General features: G+C 64.4%; 12 protein-coding genes and 3 pseudogenes. 11 read left to right on the forward strand and 4 right to left on the reverse strand.

Features of this window, described 5'->3' with window-relative positions:
- The first annotated feature begins 39 nt into the window (after positions 1–39).
- A complete protein-coding gene (locus FAS41_RS22670; RefSeq protein WP_138525656.1) occupies positions 40–1,527 on the forward strand; it encodes a DUF1254 domain-containing protein in 1,488 nt (495 codons plus the stop codon).
- A gap of 144 nt (positions 1,528–1,671) precedes the next feature.
- Here the strand turns inward: FAS41_RS22670 and FAS41_RS22675 are convergent, their stop codons facing one another.
- The 4 genes from FAS41_RS22675 to FAS41_RS22690 all read right to left on the reverse strand — a co-directional run bounded on the left by FAS41_RS22675 (position 1,672) and on the right by FAS41_RS22690 (position 5,614).
- Positions 1,672–2,127 (reverse strand): group II truncated hemoglobin, encoded by a 456-nt coding sequence (locus FAS41_RS22675; RefSeq protein WP_138525657.1) that lies wholly within the window; start codon positions 2,125–2,127, stop codon positions 1,672–1,674.
- A 255-nt stretch (positions 2,128–2,382) separates the two neighbouring features.
- The gene (locus tag FAS41_RS22680; RefSeq protein WP_138525658.1) at positions 2,383–3,210 is read right to left on the reverse strand and encodes an SDR family NAD(P)-dependent oxidoreductase; all 828 of its coding nucleotides are present in this window, start codon (positions 3,208–3,210) and stop codon (positions 2,383–2,385) included.
- Positions 3,207–4,124, reverse strand: coding sequence for an alpha/beta fold hydrolase (locus tag FAS41_RS22685; RefSeq protein ID WP_138525659.1), 918 nt, complete (start codon positions 4,122–4,124; stop codon positions 3,207–3,209). Before FAS41_RS22685 ends, FAS41_RS22680 begins: the two co-directional genes overlap by 4 nt.
- Positions 4,121–5,614, reverse strand: a complete 1,494-nt coding sequence (locus tag FAS41_RS22690) for a flavin-containing monooxygenase (protein ID WP_138525660.1) — start codon at positions 5,612–5,614, stop codon at positions 4,121–4,123. The genes FAS41_RS22685 and FAS41_RS22690 overlap by 4 nt, the downstream gene beginning before the upstream one ends.
- Positions 5,615–5,732: 118 nt before the next feature.
- Between FAS41_RS22690 and FAS41_RS22695 the strand changes: the two genes are divergently transcribed.
- The 10 genes and pseudogenes from FAS41_RS22695 to FAS41_RS31520 all read left to right on the forward strand — a co-directional run.
- Positions 5,733–6,395: a TetR/AcrR family transcriptional regulator gene (locus FAS41_RS22695; protein WP_138525661.1), complete on the forward strand. Its 663-nt coding sequence runs from the start codon at positions 5,733–5,735 to the stop codon at positions 6,393–6,395.
- A 471-nt stretch (positions 6,396–6,866) separates the two neighbouring features.
- On the forward strand, positions 6,867–7,463 hold the full coding sequence (locus FAS41_RS22700) for a paraquat-inducible protein A (protein WP_138525662.1): 597 nt from the start codon (positions 6,867–6,869) through the stop codon (positions 7,461–7,463).
- On the forward strand, positions 7,460–8,089 hold the full coding sequence (locus FAS41_RS22705; protein ID WP_138525663.1) for a paraquat-inducible protein A: 630 nt from the start codon (positions 7,460–7,462) through the stop codon (positions 8,087–8,089). The genes FAS41_RS22700 and FAS41_RS22705 overlap by 4 nt, the downstream gene beginning before the upstream one ends.
- Positions 8,076–9,710, forward strand: a complete 1,635-nt coding sequence (locus tag FAS41_RS22710; RefSeq protein WP_138525664.1) for a PqiB family protein — start codon at positions 8,076–8,078, stop codon at positions 9,708–9,710. The genes FAS41_RS22705 and FAS41_RS22710 overlap by 14 nt, the downstream gene beginning before the upstream one ends.
- A 17-nt stretch (positions 9,711–9,727) precedes the next feature.
- Positions 9,728–10,261, forward strand: coding sequence for a PqiC family protein (locus FAS41_RS22715; protein ID WP_138525665.1), 534 nt, complete (start codon positions 9,728–9,730; stop codon positions 10,259–10,261).
- A gap of 68 nt (positions 10,262–10,329) precedes the next feature.
- Positions 10,330–10,437: pseudogene (locus FAS41_RS31205) on the forward strand (hypothetical protein); the annotation flags it as partial.
- 403 nt (positions 10,438–10,840) lie between these two features.
- Positions 10,841–12,673, forward strand: coding sequence for a DUF1302 domain-containing protein (locus tag FAS41_RS22720; protein WP_246084925.1), 1,833 nt, complete (start codon positions 10,841–10,843; stop codon positions 12,671–12,673).
- Positions 12,674–12,689: 16 nt separating this feature from the next.
- Entirely contained in the window at positions 12,690–14,060 is a 1,371-nt protein-coding gene (locus tag FAS41_RS22725) for a DUF1329 domain-containing protein (RefSeq protein WP_138525667.1), read from the forward strand.
- Between the two features lie 734 nt (positions 14,061–14,794).
- Positions 14,795–16,441: pseudogene (locus FAS41_RS31570) on the forward strand (winged helix-turn-helix domain-containing protein); the annotation flags it as partial.
- Positions 16,442–16,552: 111 nt separating this feature from the next.
- A pseudogene (locus tag FAS41_RS31520) lies at positions 16,553–16,741 on the forward strand (response regulator transcription factor); the annotation flags it as partial.
- Positions 16,742–16,758: the final 17 nt, after the last annotated feature.

The following is a 16,758-nucleotide window of genomic DNA, read 5'->3' on the forward strand; positions in this document are numbered from 1 at the left end:
TGCGACGAGCATCGCCGCTCATCTTCAGGAGACTGATCAATGGGTTCCATGCACCAAGTGTTCGCGCTGTCCGCCCTGGCCATTGCGCTCATGTGTTCGCCAGCGGTTCAGGCGGCGGATCAAGCGCCCGCTTCGCCGTTGATCAAGCAGATCAACAACGGCAATTGGCTCGACCCCAAGGAGGCAGAAACTCTGCGCGATGAGCTGTATTACCAGCGCGCAGTGTTCGCCTACATGACCATGCTCCCGGCGCTCAACACCATAGGTATGAAGGACGGCTCGGAAAAAGCCTTCGGTGCGGGCTACAACGTGCTGCCGATCTGGAAGCAGCGCATGGATGCTCGGACCATGGTGCCCACGCCCAACGCCGACGTGATCTATTCCATGAGCTACCTGGACCTGAAACAGACCGGGCCGCTGGTAGTGAAGGCGCCGGCCAACGTCATCGGCATGTTCACCGACTTCTTCCAGCGCACGCTGACGGACGTCGGCGCGGTAGGGCCGGACCGGGCGCGCGGCGGCCTGTATCTGCTGCTGCCGCCGGACTACAACGGGCCGGTGCCGAGCGGGTACTTTGCGGTCAAGTCACGCACCTATAACGTCTTCCTGTTCTTCCGCACCGTGATGGCCAAGGGCGTGGGCAAGCCTGATCCAGCACCGGCGGTGAAGAATGCCGAGCTGACCCGCGTCTACCCGCTGTTCACGGTGGAGAAGGACGTCAAGCCCATGGAGTTCCCGGATGCCAGCGGCAAGGCGTTGAACATGATGTACCCGGTGGACAACACTTACTGGACCAAGCTCAAGGCCTTCGTCGACTACGAGCCGGTCGAGGCCATCGACCCCGAGCTGCGCGGCGTGCTGGCGTCCATCGGCATCATCAAGGGCGAGCCTTTCAAGCCTACGGCGAAGCAGGAAGAGCTGCTGAAGAAGGCCGTGGAGACCGCGCCGAAAATGATCCTCGCGAACCGCCAGCTCGGTCGCGAGGACAAGCGCAACCTCTACTACAAGGACCGCCAGTACGAAAACACCTGGGCCGGCGGCACCAATGACTGGATGCAGGCCAGCTACCTGGACGTGAGCCAGCGTGCCAATTTCTTCCAGTTCGCCTACTCCTCGGCACCGGCGATGGTGATGCATACCACCGGTGCCGGCTCGAAATACCCCTTCACCGGACGCGACAAGGACGGCAAGTTCCTCGAGGGCGGCAGCACCTACAAGCTGCGCCTGCCGCCCAATCCACCGGCGGCGCTATTCTGGGCGGTGACGGCTTACAACATTACCGATGGCACCATGCCTGAAACCAAGCAGCTGCTGCCGTCCACCAACGGTTATTACGACATCCCCAAACAGCAGGATGGCTCCATCGAAGTCTGGTTTGGTCCGGAGAAACCGGCTGATGTGGCCGACTCGGCGTTCATCCAGACCATACCGGGGCGCAACTTCCTCGTGGCGCTGCGCCTGTACGGCAGCGAGGATGCCTTCTACGACCAGACGTGGAAGCCGGATGATGTGGTGAAGGTCAAGTAGCGCCGGAGCCAAGCTGGCGGTTCGAGCCGTCCGCCAGCGTACATTCCGGGGTCGGCTTATGCGTGGTCTCCGTCTGGCGCGGCGGGCAGACATCGGGCGAAGACATCTTGGCTGGGCAACGGTCCGGCAGGCGGTGCAGGTAGCTCAGCTGTGCCGCGCCTGGCTCGCCTGTACTACCCGCCGCGCTGGCACACGCAGCTGCGTCAGCAGGTAGTCGGCGAACTCCTGCGAGAAGGGCTGTAGGGCAATGGCGTGCTCCATGCAGCCCAGCCAGGCGGCACTGCGGGATTCATCGATCGGCCACTGGGCGTGGAAGGACGGGATGGAGATGGAGCCGTACTTTTCACTGAACAGTCTGGGGCCGCCCAGCCAGCCACTGAGGAAGCAAGCCAGTTTGTCGCGAGACTGTTCCAGGTTCTCCGGATGCATGCGGCGCAGCTCGGCCGCATCCGGAAGTTCATCCATCAACCGGTAGAAGTCATCGACCAGGCGGCGTAGGCCGTCGATGCCGCCAGCGGCCTGGTAGGAGGCATCGTCTGTGCCGAAGGGAAGAGGGCTGCTCACGGTCGGGGCTCGCTGAAGTTTGCGGAACCTGATCATACTCGGCGCGCCAGCGGATGGCCGCAGGCTCGTGCCGTCCCACTCGTCGCCACTTCAGGCTCGGTGCCCTTGCTGTTCGTATTCCAATCCTTTCCTGGCCGGCGCAGCGGACCTCGCACAGTCGAGGTCATGGGGGGCCAAAGATTACCCGATGCTCGCAGGAAGTCCGCCAGACCTGAGGTGAGCGCCGGCAGCGGTGCGGAGCAAAGAGGCCAGCAGGGCCGGCCTCGGAATTGCCCGGCGGGTGAGGGGCTTTTACCTTGCTCGACCGCGCTGATTCATCAGCCGCTCGACGATGCCCCAGTAGTTCACTGGCACCAGTCGCTCGATGATCGAGAGGATCAGCGCATCAATGCCGACGATGACCCGTGCGCGGTCTTTCTCGATGCCGTTGAGGATGATGCCTGCCGCCTTGGAGGGCGGCATGCGCAGCAGGCGGTTCATTTCCTTGCGCTGGCGTTCGACCTCGGCCGGGTCGATGTCCTTCGGGGCCTTGGCGTTGGTGGCGATGGAGGTGGCGATGCCGCCCGGGTGGACGACCATCATGTCCACGCTGCTGCCTCGCAATTCATGGCGCAAGGAGTTGCTGAAGCCGCGCACGGCGAATTTGCTCGCGCTGTAGGCGGCCTGGCCGGGCGGGGAAACCAGGCCGTAGAGGCTGGACACGTTGACGAACTTGCCGCGGGCGCCGTTGCGCTGGAGCACCGGCAGGAAGCCGCGGGTGATGTCGACGACGGCCTGGAAGTTGATCGCCATGAGCCAGTCGAAGTCTTCCTCGCTCACCCGGTCGAAGCTGCCACCGACGGCAACGCCGGCATTGTTGATCACCAGGTGGACTGTCGGGTGCTCCTGCAGTACCTGTTCCGGGAGCGTGCGAACGGCATCCCGTTGCGCGAGGTCGAGCACATGCAGGCTGACGTGGCGGCCGGTGCGGGGGAGGCGGGCGAGGGTCTCGCGCAGGCCGGCCTCGTCGCGGTCGACCAGGGCCAGGTGGCAGCCTTTTCCCGCTAGCTGCTCCGCAAGGGCGCGGCCGATGCCGCTGGCTGCCCCGGTGAGCACGGCAACCTGATTATCGAGGTTCATGATGGTTGTCCTGAGTGACGCTGGATGTGGTCGGCAATCAAGCGGGAGAGCTGATGCGCCTGGTACGAGTCGATCTGGTGGCGCATGCCACGGATCACCTGATGGGTCGCGCGGGGAATCGCCCTGGCGGTTGCTTCACCGCCGCTGGGGTGGACCATCCGGTCCCGGTCCCCGTGGAGCACCAGGCTGGGCGCGCTGATGGTTTGCAAGTGGGCCGTGCGGTCGCCGGACCGGAGGATCGCGCCGATCTGCCGGAACAGCGCCCTCGCGTCGGCGCGCTCTCCGTTGCGCACCCAGGCCAGTGCGGAATAGTCCTGCCATTGGCTCAGCGCGTCCGGCGCGTTGGCGTCGCCGATGTGGCTCATCATCGCGCTGTAGCTGGCTATCGCTTCGTCCCGCGACGTTGGCGCCTTGGCCCGCGACAGGCGCCAGAGCGTCGAGTAGGCGGGCTGGCCGACGCGTCGGTTGCCCGTGGTCGAGAAGATCGACACCAGCGACTTCACCCGGCCCGGATGGCGGTAGGCGAGGGTCTGGGCAATCATCCCGCCCATGGACATGCCGACCAGATGGGCGGTGCCGATGCCCAGGTGTTCGAGCAACTGGGCGGTGTCGTCGGCCATCTGCTCGAGGCCATAGCAGGCATCCGGGGCCTTGCCGCGTAACTGCTGGAACTGGCTTGGATGGGGCGTCGAGCTGCGCCCGGAGCGCCCGGCGTCGCGGTTGTCGAAGCAGATGACCCGCAGGCCGCTCTCCACCAGGCGGTCGATCAGTGCGGCAGGCCAATACACCATCTGCAGGCCGAGCCCTGCGATCAGCACCAGGGCCGGTGATGTCTCGCTACCGTGTTCCGAGTAACAGAGACGCAGGCCGCTGGGCAGTGTCGCGAAGCGTTCTTCGTGCAGGGCCAGGCTCATGCGTGCGCTCCTCCCACCTTGGCGGAGACGAACTCCAGGGCAGGGTCGTCGATACGCCCCTTGCGAAACACCTTCACGTCGGCAGCGTAGCTCCAGGACATGGACCAGGGATGCTTGGTGCCCTGCCGGGGCAGTTTGTCGAGGGAGCGCTGGACGTAGCCGGCACCGAAGTTCAGCAGCGGTTCGGTCTTCATCGACGGGTCGGCCCTGGGGGTGCAGACCTCATGGCCACGCTTCTCCATGTAGCCGAGCAGCCGCGTGAAGTGTTCGCACAGCAGGCCGATCTTCAGCGTCCAGGACGAGGAGGTGTAGCCGATGGCGATGGCGAAGTTGGGGATGCCGCTGAGCAGCATGCCCTTGTAGGTGACGCACTGCGCCAGGGGCACCACCTGGCCGTCGATCTTCGGCTGGATACCGCCCAGTGGCTGCAGGTTCAGGCCGGTGGCGGTGACGATCAGGTCGGCTTCGAGGTGCTCGCCCGAGCGAAGCTGGATGCCGGTCGGGGTGAAGCGCTCGATGTGGTCGGTGACGATCGACGCCTTGCCCGAGGAGATCACCTTGAACAAATCGCCGCCGGGCACTGCGCACATGCGCTGTTCCCAGGGGTTGTAGGGCGGGTTGAAGTGAACGTCCACCGGGTAGCCTTCCGGTAGCATCCGGGTGTTCAGCTTGCGGATGATCTCGCGGGCCTTGTTCGGGAAGCGCTGGCAGAAGGCGTAGACCCAGCGTTGTTTGGCGATGTTGAAGCGGCGCGTCAGGGCAAACGCCAGGTCGACGCCCAGCCACGGACGAAGCCGGCGCGCGATCGGGTCCTGCGCGGGCACCGGCAGCACATAGGTCGGCGTGCGTTGCAGCATGGTGATATGCGCGGCTTCCGCCGCCATCGATGGAATCAGGGTCACCGCCGTGGCGCCGCTGCCGATGACGACTACACGCTTGCCGCGGTAGTCGAGGTTCTCCGGCCAGTGCTGGGGGTGCACAATCGGTCCCTGGAACTGCTCCTGGTCCTGGAAGTCGGGAGCGAAGCCCTGGTCGTAGCGGTAGTAGCCGGCGGCGGTGAATATCCAGCGCGCCTCGATGACCTGCGTCTCGTGGCTGTCTTCACGGCGGACCGTGACCTGCCAGCGCTGCCGTTCGCTCGACCAGTCGGTGTCGATCACCCGATGCTGGAAGCGGATGTTCCGGTCAATGCCATTCTCGCGGGCGGTTTCGGCGATGTAGGCCTTGATCGAGGCACCATCGGCAATAGCCTTGTTCTCCTTCCACGGCTTGAAGCCGTAGCCGAAGGTGAAGAGGTCGGAGTCGGAGCGGATGCCTGGATAGCGGAACAGATCCCAGGTACCGCCCAGGTCGGCGCGCGCCTCGATGATGGTGTAGGAGAGGGTCGGGCAGTCCTTCTGCAGGTGGTAGGCGGCACCGATGCCGGAGATGCCGGCACCGATGATCAGGACGTCGACAGAAGCGGGGCCGTGGTTTTTTGTTTTAGTCATCGAGTTGCACCCTGGTTATGACAACGAGTGGTCATGACAACGAATGGTTGTGACAACAGTTGTTGTCAGTTAACTCTGGAGTGTGACAACGCTTGTTGTCAAGGAGTAAGATTTCGCCATGAGTGAATTACCTTCCCCCGCCGATGCGTCGGCGGAGCGCACCTATTCCGGTGTGGCAGTGGCCGAGCGTGCCGCCCAGCGGCGGCAGCGCTTCATCGAGGCCGGTATCGAGCTGTTCGGTACCGTGGGCTACCACGCCACCACCATGCGCACCCTCACGGCGGCGACGGGCCTGACCAACCGCTACTTCTACGAGTCCTTCACGACCATGGAGGACCTGCTGGTGGCCTGCTACGAGCAGCTCATGGCCGATTACCGCGAGCGCCTCAGCCAGGTGCTGGACGCGGCGGCGGGTGGCGTGGAGCTGCGCCTGCGTGCGGGGCTGACCTGTTTCTTCGAGGCAATGACCAATCCCCAGTTCGCCCAGGTGACCCACCGCGAAGTGCTGGGCGTCAGCCCGCGGGTCGACGAGCTCTACAGCCGGCACATGGGGGAGTTCGCCGAACTGATGATGGAGTACCTCGAGCGTGCGGGCGTGCCGATCGCTTCCCATGATCCGCGCGAGATGGCGCTGGTCGGTGCGGCGCTGGCCGGCTCGGCCATCCATGCCGCCGCGGCCTGGGTGCGCAGCCGTTACTCGGCGCCGATCGGTGTGGTGGTGGAGGCGACCCTGAAGATCTTCCTCGGCGCGGTAGGGCAGTTGCAGGCACCGAGGAGCTGAGGGTCGGCAGCGGGCGGCCCGCGCTGGGCCCAGGATGTTTTCACGGGGCCGCTCGAGCTCGCCGGAGCCTTCCGTGCCTTTCAACTGGGTCTGCTTGAGTGCCAGCTTGTTCGGGGTGTCGCGGATAAGGCTGCCGATTTGAATCCGGTCCGGCGGAACACCCTGGAGATATCGCGAGGAGCACGGTGATTTCAGGGGGGCGCAAGGCATGAAGGAATCGCGCCTCGACGCAGGTCCCTGCTGAAGTGGTACCCGCCCAGTATCGTCGGCGCATGCCGCGCTGCTGTTATGCAGTGGAGTGTGGGCTCAGCATTTCCTTAGCGCGATTTCGCCGCGTCGCCGCCCATATCGAAAATCCTCGACTAGTCTTCTGCTGACATCTTCCGGATCGCTCCAGAGCCCGCAACAAGGCTCTCGTCGTGGATAGCGATTTTCCTGGCCGGCAGTCGCCGGCTCGCTACGAGAGCGCCTATGGCAGCGGCCAGTGACCTGATCATTTGCGAGTACTGCGACGCGGTGTACGAACGCCAGCCGCTACAGCGTCACCAGCGTGCGGTGTGTGTGCGCTGCGGCGGGGTGCTGCAGCGGCACAATGCGTTGACGGTGCAGCAACGCTTGGCGCTGGCGCTGACCGGCGCCGTGCTGTTGGCTTTCGCCAATGCCTATCCCGTGATGACTATCAGCATGCAGGGCCTGAGCAACTCGGCGACGCTTTGGGATGCCGTGCTGATCCTCAGCAACGGTCCCATCACCTTCATTGCACTGATCACCGGCCTTGCGATCATCCTGGCGCCGGCCCTGCAGGTCTCGTTGCTCCTCTGGGTGCTGACCTTCGCCCTCGCTGGGCACCGTGCCCCGGCTTTCGCCTTCTGTATGCGCTGGCTGGAAGCGCTGCGGCCCTGGAGCATGCTGGAAGTCTGTTTGCTGGGCACGATGGTCGCGGTGATCAAGCTGGCTGGGTTGCTGGATGTGATCCCCGGTATCGGCCTGGTGGCCATGGCTGCGCTGAGCGTGTTGATCATCGCCATCGCCGGCAAGGACATCCGTGATCTGTGGGAGCGCGTATGAGCACGCCGCCGCTGGCCAGCGACCTGCACCTTTGCCTGTGCCACGGCTGCGGCGTGGCCTGCGATACCCGTCGCAATGCCCACCGTTGCGAGCGCTGCGGAGCACCGCTGCATAGCCGCAAGCACGACGCCATCGCCCGCGGCTGGGCGTATCTGGTGGCGGCGCTGATCTTCTACGTACCGGCCAACCTGTTGCCGGTCATGCATACCGAGATGCTCGGCCAGGGTATCGACAGCACCATCGGCGGCGGTGTGCTCGAGTTCTGGGAAAGCGGCGCGTGGGACATCGCCCTGATCATCTTCATCGCCAGCATCGGTGTGCCGGCGATCAAGTTCCTGTCCCTCGGGCTGCTGCTCTGGACCGCCCAGCATCGTAGCGCCTGGGCGCGCCGGCAACGCTCGCAGCTGTATCGTTTCGTCGAGCTGATCGGCTACTGGTCGATGCTCGACGTCATGGTCGTGGCGCTGGTGGCGGCCCTCGTGCAGATGCGCGAGCTGGGCACCATCGAGCCGCGCGCCGGCATTCTCTTCTTTGGAATGGTCGTGGTGTTCACCATGCTCGCGGCCATGAGTTTCGATCCACGGCATATCTGGGATGAGGGAGACCCTATCGATGGCGCACACTGAGCAGCACACCCCGGGGCAACCGCAGGTCCGCACCCGGCGCTGGAGCGTCTCGCTTGTCTGGATCGTGCCGATCGTGGCTCTGCTGATCGGTGCCTCGCTGATCGTGCGCAGCTGGTTGGAGCAGGGGCCGACCATCGAGATCTCCTTCAAGACCGGCGAGGGCCTGGTCGCCCACAAGACGCAGGTGAAGTACCGCAGCGTGGTGATCGGCGAAGTCGAGGGCGTCGAGCTGGCCAAGGACAAGAACAGTGTCACTGCCAGCGTCAAATTGAACAAGGAAGCCGAATCCTTCGCCACCGAAGGCGCGAAGTTCTGGGTCGTTCGCCCGCGCATTGGCGCCGGTGGCGTGACGGGCGTCGACACGCTGCTCTCGGGCAATTTCATCGGCGCCGACGCGGGCGAATCCAGCAAGCCGCAGAAGCGCTTCACCGGCCTGGAAGCGCCGCCGCCGATCACCTACGGCGAGAAGGGCAAGAGTTTCGTCCTGCGCGCCGACGACCTGGGCTCGCTGGATATTGGTTCACCCATCTATTACCGCAAGATTCCGGTGGGTCAGGTGACCTCCTACGGTTTGCGCAGCGACGGCAAGGGCGTGGATCTGGGTATCTTCATCAAGGCGCCCAATGACGCCTTCGTGACCCAGAACACGCGTTTCTGGAACGCCAGTGGCGTCGATGTCGACGTCAGCGCCAACGGCCTGAAGGTGAACACCGAATCGCTGTCGGCGCTGTTGGTCGGAGGGCTGGCCTTTGGCGCTTCCGAGGGCAGCGAGGAATCGGCCGCCGCCCAGGACAGCCAGGCCTTCGACCTCTACGCCGACCGTGACAATGCCCTGGCTCCGCCCACCGGCCTGCCGCAGTACCTGCGCCTGCGCTTCGACCAGTCCATGCGTGGCTTGAGCGTCGGCGCGCCGGTGGAGTTCATGGGCGTCGAGTTCGGCAAGGTCACCAATATCCAGCTGGATTACGACGAGAAACTGCAGATATTCCCGGTGGTGGTCGATGCGGTGATCTACCCGCAGCGCCTGGGACCTGTCCACCAGAAAATGCTCAAGGTGTTCGACAGCACCGTGGGGGACCAGAGCGGCGTCACCCGTGTGATCGGCAGCTTCGTCGAGCACGGCATGCGCGCCCAGGCTCGCAGTGGCAACCTGTTGACCGGGCAGCTGTACATCTCGCTGGACTTCTATCCCGATGCCAAGCCCGTGGCCTTCGATGCCACTGCACGGCCGCTGCGTATCCCGACGGTGCCCAGCAGCCTGGCGAAGCTCCAGGAACAATTGCAGGCCGTGGTGGACCGCATCGGCAAGCTGCCGCTCGAACGCATCGCCAACAACCTGGACGGCAACCTGCGTGAGCTGCAGACCAGCCTCAAGCAGTTCAACACCCAGACGCTACCGGGGGTTACCAAGACCCTGGATGAGGTCCGTACGACGCTGGCCTCGGCCAATTCGGCGCTGGGCGAGAACTCGCCGCAGCGCGAAAAGCTCAGCGACACCCTGGATGAGTTGGACCGCATGTCGCGCTCCCTGCGCGACCTGTCGGACTACCTGGGGCGTCACCCGGAATCGCTGATCCGCGGGCGGCCGAAGAACGCCGACGCCGATAACCTTCAGCCCTGATCAAGGAGAGACTTCAGATGCCGAAGCTGCCCATGCTTCTCCTGGCCGGCCTGTTCCCCATGATGTGGGGCTGCAGTAGTGCGCCCATCCATTACCACACGCTCGTGCCCGCCCAGCCGGGCGGACCGGCCAGCGGCCAGGTGAAGGTGGAGCGGGTGTCCATGCCGCCGCAGGTCGATCGCTCGCAGCTCGTCATTCGCCAGGGTGGCAGCGGCTTGGCAATCCTGGAAACCGAGTGGTGGGGCGCCAACCTGGTGGATGAATTCCGCAACGCCCTTGAAGACCAGCTCGGAGCGCCGGGTTCGGGCGCCGCGTTGCTGCGCGTGGACGTGCAGCGCTTCGACTCGGTGCCGGGCCAGTACGCGTTGCTCGATGCGCGCTGGCGCTTGCAGCGTCGCGGTTCGGACAAACCTCTGGTCTGCCGCAGCAGCTTGCAGACACCGGCCGGTCCCAGCGTCGAGGCGCTGGTGGTTGCGCAGCAGACCAACCTGCGCAAGTTCGCCGAGCAGGTGGCGCAGGCCAACGCTGGCGGCGGCACGCGCTGTCCGTGATGGCCAGCGGGCGGTCGAGGCACCCTCAATAGATCGCCAGCGTCGGGGCTTGCGTTATCAGGCGCTGCCCCCGGCGTGCCCCTGTGTTTCGTTGCATTGCCGAGGTTGCGCGGCCAGCCTGCGAGGAAGTGGCGGCCCAGCTGCGCAAGCAAGGCCATGATGTGCAGGTGCCGGAGCGCGCTTCACTTGGCTGATTTCCAACTTTCGACATCCGCACTTGGAAAGATGGCCTGAGCGAGGATGCTCGCCTTGGCGGTCTTGTGGATGCCTGTCTGTACCGAGCTTGCATCAGACCAAGTAATGAACATTTCACGACAGGCCAATCGACGGTAGCGCACGTATCGGGAAGCTTGTTCGTTGGCTCCCCGCCAGAAGAGCGTCGTCCATCTGCCAGCTAACGCCAGCGACAGGGTCGCACTCATACCTAAGTATGATTTTTTGAATCCCTACTTCGTCGCTTACGTGGAGCAGGCTTACTGATTAGTTTTCCCGGGCCAACACCAACCACGGGAAAGCCGCATGACAACAAAAACAGCGCGCGCCGGATTCGTCCCAAACGCACTTGCACTTGCCGTAGCAATGGGCTGTGCCGCACAGATCCAGGCCGCGACATTCACTATCGGTGAGATCGAGGGGACTTTCGATTCCTCTCTGTCCGTGGGGGCCAGTTGGGCGCTTCGCGGTGGCGATCCGGACCTGATTGGCGTCAACAATGGTGGAAAGGGTCTGTCGCAGACCTCCGACGACGGTCACCTGAACTTCAAGAAGGGCAAGACCTTCTCGAAGATCTTCAAGGGCATCCACGACCTCGAGCTCAAGTACGAAGACACCGGCGTGTTCCTGCGCGGCAAGTACTGGTACGACTTCGAGCTCAAGGATGAAAGCCGCCCGTTCAAGGACATCAGCGACAGCGGCCGCAAGGAAGGCGCCAAATCCTCCGGCGCGCAGATGCTCGATGCCTTCGTCTACCACAACTACACCATCGCCGATCAGCCGGGCTCGGTCCGCCTGGGCAAGCAGGTGGTGAGCTGGGGCGAAAGCACCTTCATCCTCAACAGCATCAACTCGATCAACCCGATCGACGTGGCCGCCTTTCGCCGCCCCGGCGCCGAGATCAAGGAAGGCCTGATCCCGGTGAACATGTTCTATGTGTCCCAGAGCCTGACCGACAGCCTCTCCGCCGAAGCCTTCTACCAGCTGGAGTGGGACCAGACGGTCGTCGACAACTGCGGCACCTTCTTCTCCCAGGCCGACGTGGTGGCCGATGGCTGCTCGAACAACCTGCGCCTGCTGACCAACAACCTGGCCGCGGGCCGCGCGATCAATGCCGCGCTGCCGGGCACCTCGATGGACATCGACCAGAACGGCGAGGGCACCCTGGTACGCCGTGCCGGCGACCGCGATGCCCGTGACAGCGGCCAGTGGGGCCTGGCGCTGCGCTATCTGTTCGACCCGCTGAACACCGAGTTCGGCGCCTATTTCATGAACTACCACAGCCGCGCACCGTTCCTGAGCGTGACCTCGCCGTCGCAGGGGCTCTACAACGTTGCTGCCCGGGCCGGTGCCGGTGCACCGCTGGTGGTGGCGGGCAACTCCAGCTACTTCATGGAGTACCCCGAGGATATTCACCTGTACGGCCTGAGCTTCTCCACCACCTTGCCCACCGGTACGGCCTGGAGCGGCGAGGTGAGTTATCGACCCAACGCGCCGGTGCAGCTCAATACCACCGACCTGTTGTTCGCCGGCGTCGGGCCACTGGCGGCGATCAACCCGGCCTTCGCCGCCTACGGCAACGCGTCGGTGCTCGACGCCACGCCGGGGCAGGACCTGCACGGCTATCGCCGCAAGGAAATCACCCAGTTCCAGACCACCCTGACGCACTTCTTCGACCAGGTGATGGGCGCCGAACGCCTGACCCTCGTCGGCGAGCTGGGCGTGGTGCATGTAGGCGGCCTGGATTCGCGGCAGGACGCGCGCTATGGCCGCGACCCCGTCTACGGTCCGGGAGAGCTACCCGCCACCGGCACGGTCAATACCTGCCGTGCGCTGAACCAGACCACCATTGCCGGCGCGGTGGGCAACAACGATTACACCAACCTGACCACCAACTGCGATAACGACGGCTACGTGACTTCCACGTCCTGGGGTTATCGCGCCCGGGCGATCTGGGACTACAACAGCGTGTTTGCCGGGGTGAACCTGCGCCCGAACATCAGCTGGTCCCACGACGTCCACGGCTACGGCCCCAACGGCCTGTTCAACGAGGGCAACAAGGCCATCAGCTTTGGCGTTGATGCGGACTACGCCAACACCTACACCACCAGCCTTTCCTACACCGACTTCTTCGGCGGCGACTTCAACACCTCGGTCGACCGCGACTTCGTCGCACTCAGTTTCGGCGTGAACTTCTAACGCAGAGGACCAAGCAATGCTCAATCAACGATTCCTGATGCAGTCCGGCGTGCTGGCCCTGTCCTTGCTGGCCAGCAGCGTAATGGCAGCGGCTCCTGCGGCCGAAGTGGCCCAACTGGGCGCCAGCCTGACGCCCATGGGCGCGGAAAAGGCCGGTAATGCCGATGGCAGTATCCCGGCCTGGACCGGCGGCTTGCCAGTCAACGCCGGCGCGGTCGACGCCAAGGGCTTCCTGGCGGACCCCTTCGCCAATGAAAAACCGCTGTTCGTGATCACCGCCGCCAACGCCGAGCAGTACAAGGCCAAGCTCACCGACGGCCAGATGGCGATGTTCAAGCGCTATCCGGACACCTACAAGATCCCGGTCTATCCGACCCATCGCACCGCCGCGCTGCCGGACGAAATCTATGCCGCCGCCAAGACCAGCGCCCAGCGCACCGAATTGCTAGCTGGCGGCAATGGCCTGCAGAACTTTGACAGCCGCTACTACGCCTTCCCGATCCCCAAGACCGGCGTGGAACTGGTGTGGAACCACGAGACGCGTTACCGCGGCGGTAACATCCACCGTTACATCACCCGCGTGCAGCCGCAGGTAGACGGTACCTTCTCGATGGTGCATTTCGAGGACGAGGTGTCGTACCCGGCCAACCTGGCGGACTTCGACAAGGAGAAGGGCGGCAACATCCTCTTCTACTTCATCCAGCGCGTGACCGCGCCAGCGCGCCTGGCGGGCAACGTCCTGCTGGTGCACGAGACCATCGACCAGGTGACGGAGCCACGTCAGGCCTGGGTCTATAACGCCGGCCAGCGCCGCGTGCGCCGGGCTCCGCAGGTGGCCTACGACGGCCCGGCAACGGCCGCCGACGGTCTGGCCACCTCCGACAACTACGACATGTACAACGGCTCGCCGGATCGCTATGACTGGAAACTCGTCGGCAAGAAGGAGCTGTACATCCCTTACAACAGCTACAAGCTGGATTCGCCATCGCTCAAGTACGACGACATCATCAAGGCCGGCCACATCAACCAGGACCTGACCCGCTATGAGCTGCACCGCGTGTGGGAAGTCGTCGGCACCCTGAAGAGCGGCGAGCGGCATATCTACGCCAAGCGCCACATGTTCTTCGACGAGGACACCTGGCAACTGGCGGAGGTCGACCACTACGATGGTCGCGGCCAGCTCTGGCGCGTCGGCGAAGGCCACGCCCAGCAGTACTACAACCAGAAGGTGCCGGGTTATACCGCCGAAGCCCTCTACGACGTCATCTCCGGGCGCTACTCGGTCATGGGCCTGAAGAACGAAGAGCGGCAGAGCATCGTGTTCGGTGCCAAGGCCCTTGCCGCGGACTACACCCCGGCGGCGCTGCGCCAGACTGGCGTGCGCTGAGGCTGCAGGGTTTCACAGAGCAACTCCGTGTTGGGCGGCCCATGGGCCGCCCTTTTTTGTGCCAGATCGTCGGCAAGTCCAATACAGTCGGCGCTTCAATCCGTACGATGCCTCCTTTGTCTCACTGCAAACCAACGAGTAACGCCATGCCCACGGCGACTATCTACACGGACCCGTGCCGCGCTCCCGCCTTGCCCACCGGCTTCCTGCCACGCCCACGCCTGAGCCAGGCGCTTCTTCACTCTTCGTGCCGCTTGCGGCTGATCTGCGCCCCGGCCGGTAGTGGCAAGAGCGTGCTGCTGCGCGAGTGCGCCCAGGCTCGACCGGAAGGCACGCGCCTGCACTGGCTGGATCTGAAGGGGCTGCGCCTGGATGAAGACTCACTGCTGAGTCTCCTGGCCAAGGCGCTCGGCCTGGTTGGCAATGACGTGGGCAGCGTGCTTGCCTGCCTGGCGCAACAGGATGGCCCTCTCTGGATCATGCTCGATGACCTGCCGCAGCTGGGTGATGAGCGTCTTGACCGGCTCCTCGACCTGCTGCTTCACGCCTCGTCGGCCAATGTGCGTTGGTGGCTCGCGAGCCGACGTCGGCCTGCCTGCAAGCTGGAGCGATTGCTGCTGGAAGGGGAGTTGTTCGAGCTCGGGGCCGACGACCTGGCCATGACCGCTGCCGAGTTGCGTGATCTGCTGGGTAGTCTTTATGGCGAAGCTCCGCCTGCAACGGTGCAGGCGCTGATGGCTCAGACGGATGGGTGGTTCGCTGGCATCCGCTTGCGCCTGCATGGCCGCGATCCTGGTCAGCCACCAGAGGCCGCTCAGGGCAATGCACTGGTTCGCCGGTATCTGGAGCAGGAGGTGCTCGCCGAGCTGTCGGACGACTTGCGACAGGCGCTTTGCAAGCTTTCCTGCCTGCAGGATTTCGATGCCTCTCTCTGCGAGCATGTGCTCGGTGTTGGCGAAGGCCAGCTGTTGCTTCAGCAATTGCTGGAGGCGGGCGTATTCATCGAAACGCTGGACAGCGATCAAGGGCTGCATCGCGTGAGGCCAGCGGTGGGAAGCATCCTCGCAGCGGAGGTGGCGCAGAATCTCAAGCGCGCTCTGTTCCGCCATGCATGCCAATGGGCGGCGGGGCGCGAGCAGATTCGCCAAGCCATCGACTATGCATTGCTGGCTGACCAGGCTGAGATCGCCGCCAGTCTCTTGCAGCACTTCAACCGCGACAGGTTGCTGCACGGTAGCCAGATGGCGCGCGTGCTTCGCTGGCGCAACCTTTTACCCGTGGAACTCATTTCCAGTACCCCTCGGCTGCTGATCCTCAACTCCTGGGCGCTGCTCATCAGCGGTCGGCTGGATGAAGCCGAGATCTGCGCCGCGCAACTGCAACGGTTTCTGCCGCAGCCGACGGCGCAGCGCCAGCGTGAACTGCTCGCACAGTGCCAGGCACTCAGCGGCAAGCTCGAGTACCACCGCGGCAGGGTCGATACCCCGCATATGCGCGAGGCGCTGGAGAACCTGCCGGAGTCCGCCTGGGCACAACACGTGATAGTGCTGACAGCGCTCATCGAAGTGGAAATAGTCGACGGGCGCCTCGAGACGGCCCAGCAGTTCCACCGCGACGCCATCAGAGTGGCTCGCCGCCACGGCAGCCGGGTGCTCGAGGCCTTGCTGCTGCTGCAGCAGGTACAGCTCCTGGAGATGCGCGGCGAGCTCAAGGCCGCATTGCGCCTGGCGGAACAGCTCCACCACGAGCTGAATGCTGCGGGGAGGGGCGAAGCCAATCCGCTGAGTGGTCGAACAAGATTGCGCCTGGGAGCGTTGCTGACTCGCTTGGGCCAATACGCCGCAGCCCGTGGACACTTCGAGGCTGGATTGCAGGAGTGCCTGGACTGCGAAGATCCAGCCGCCTCCTGGGGATACATAGGGCTGGCCGAGCTGGATGCGATGCAACAGTCCCTTTCGCAAGCCCATCTCCGTCTCGCCGATGCCGAGCGGTTGCTGCAGTTCCGCAACATCACCGAGCCGCTGTACCAGAATCTGCTGCTGCTGGGTTACGCCCGGCTCTGGATCCAGGAGGGGCACGCCAGCCGTGCCCGCGCTGCGCTGGAAGCGTGTCTGCTGCAGTACAGCGGCCCCGCCCGCAAGAGGCCACCCTATGGCAACCCCGAGTTGGTGCAACACCTCCAGCTGGCGCTTGCCCATGCACGCCTGGCGTCGGGGGAGGATGTCTCGGCAATCTTCGAAGGGATGCTCAAGGCTGCCCTTCAGCAGGAGCGGCGCGCTCTGGCGGTGGAACTGTGGTTCGGCCTGGCCGAGGCACACTATGCCAAGGGCCAGCAGCTCTCCGCGCGGCGGGCGTTGCTGGATGCGATGTCGCTGTCCCGGCAGATCGGCATGGTCAGTGCGGAGTACGCTTGCAGCCTGCGCAATCCGGGCCTGGTTCGCTGGGGGAAGGAATCCCTCCGAGCCGACGACCAGCAGCCCGCCGCGGTGCTGCTCAGCCCGCGTGAGCTGTCGGTGCTGAAGATGATCGCCCAGGGGTTGTCCAACCAGGACATTGCCGAGCAGCTCTTCATTTCCCTGCACACGGTCAAGAGCCATGCGCAGAAGATCAATGTGAAGCTTGGAGTGGCGCGCCGCACCCAGGCCATCGTCCGCGCCAAGGAGCTGGGGCTGGTGAGATAGCGCCGCGATGCTCCGTC

It is taken from the genome of Pseudomonas nicosulfuronedens, from assembly GCF_005877905.1.
GTDB classification, from domain to species: Bacteria; Pseudomonadota; Gammaproteobacteria; order Pseudomonadales; family Pseudomonadaceae; genus Pseudomonas; species Pseudomonas nicosulfuronedens.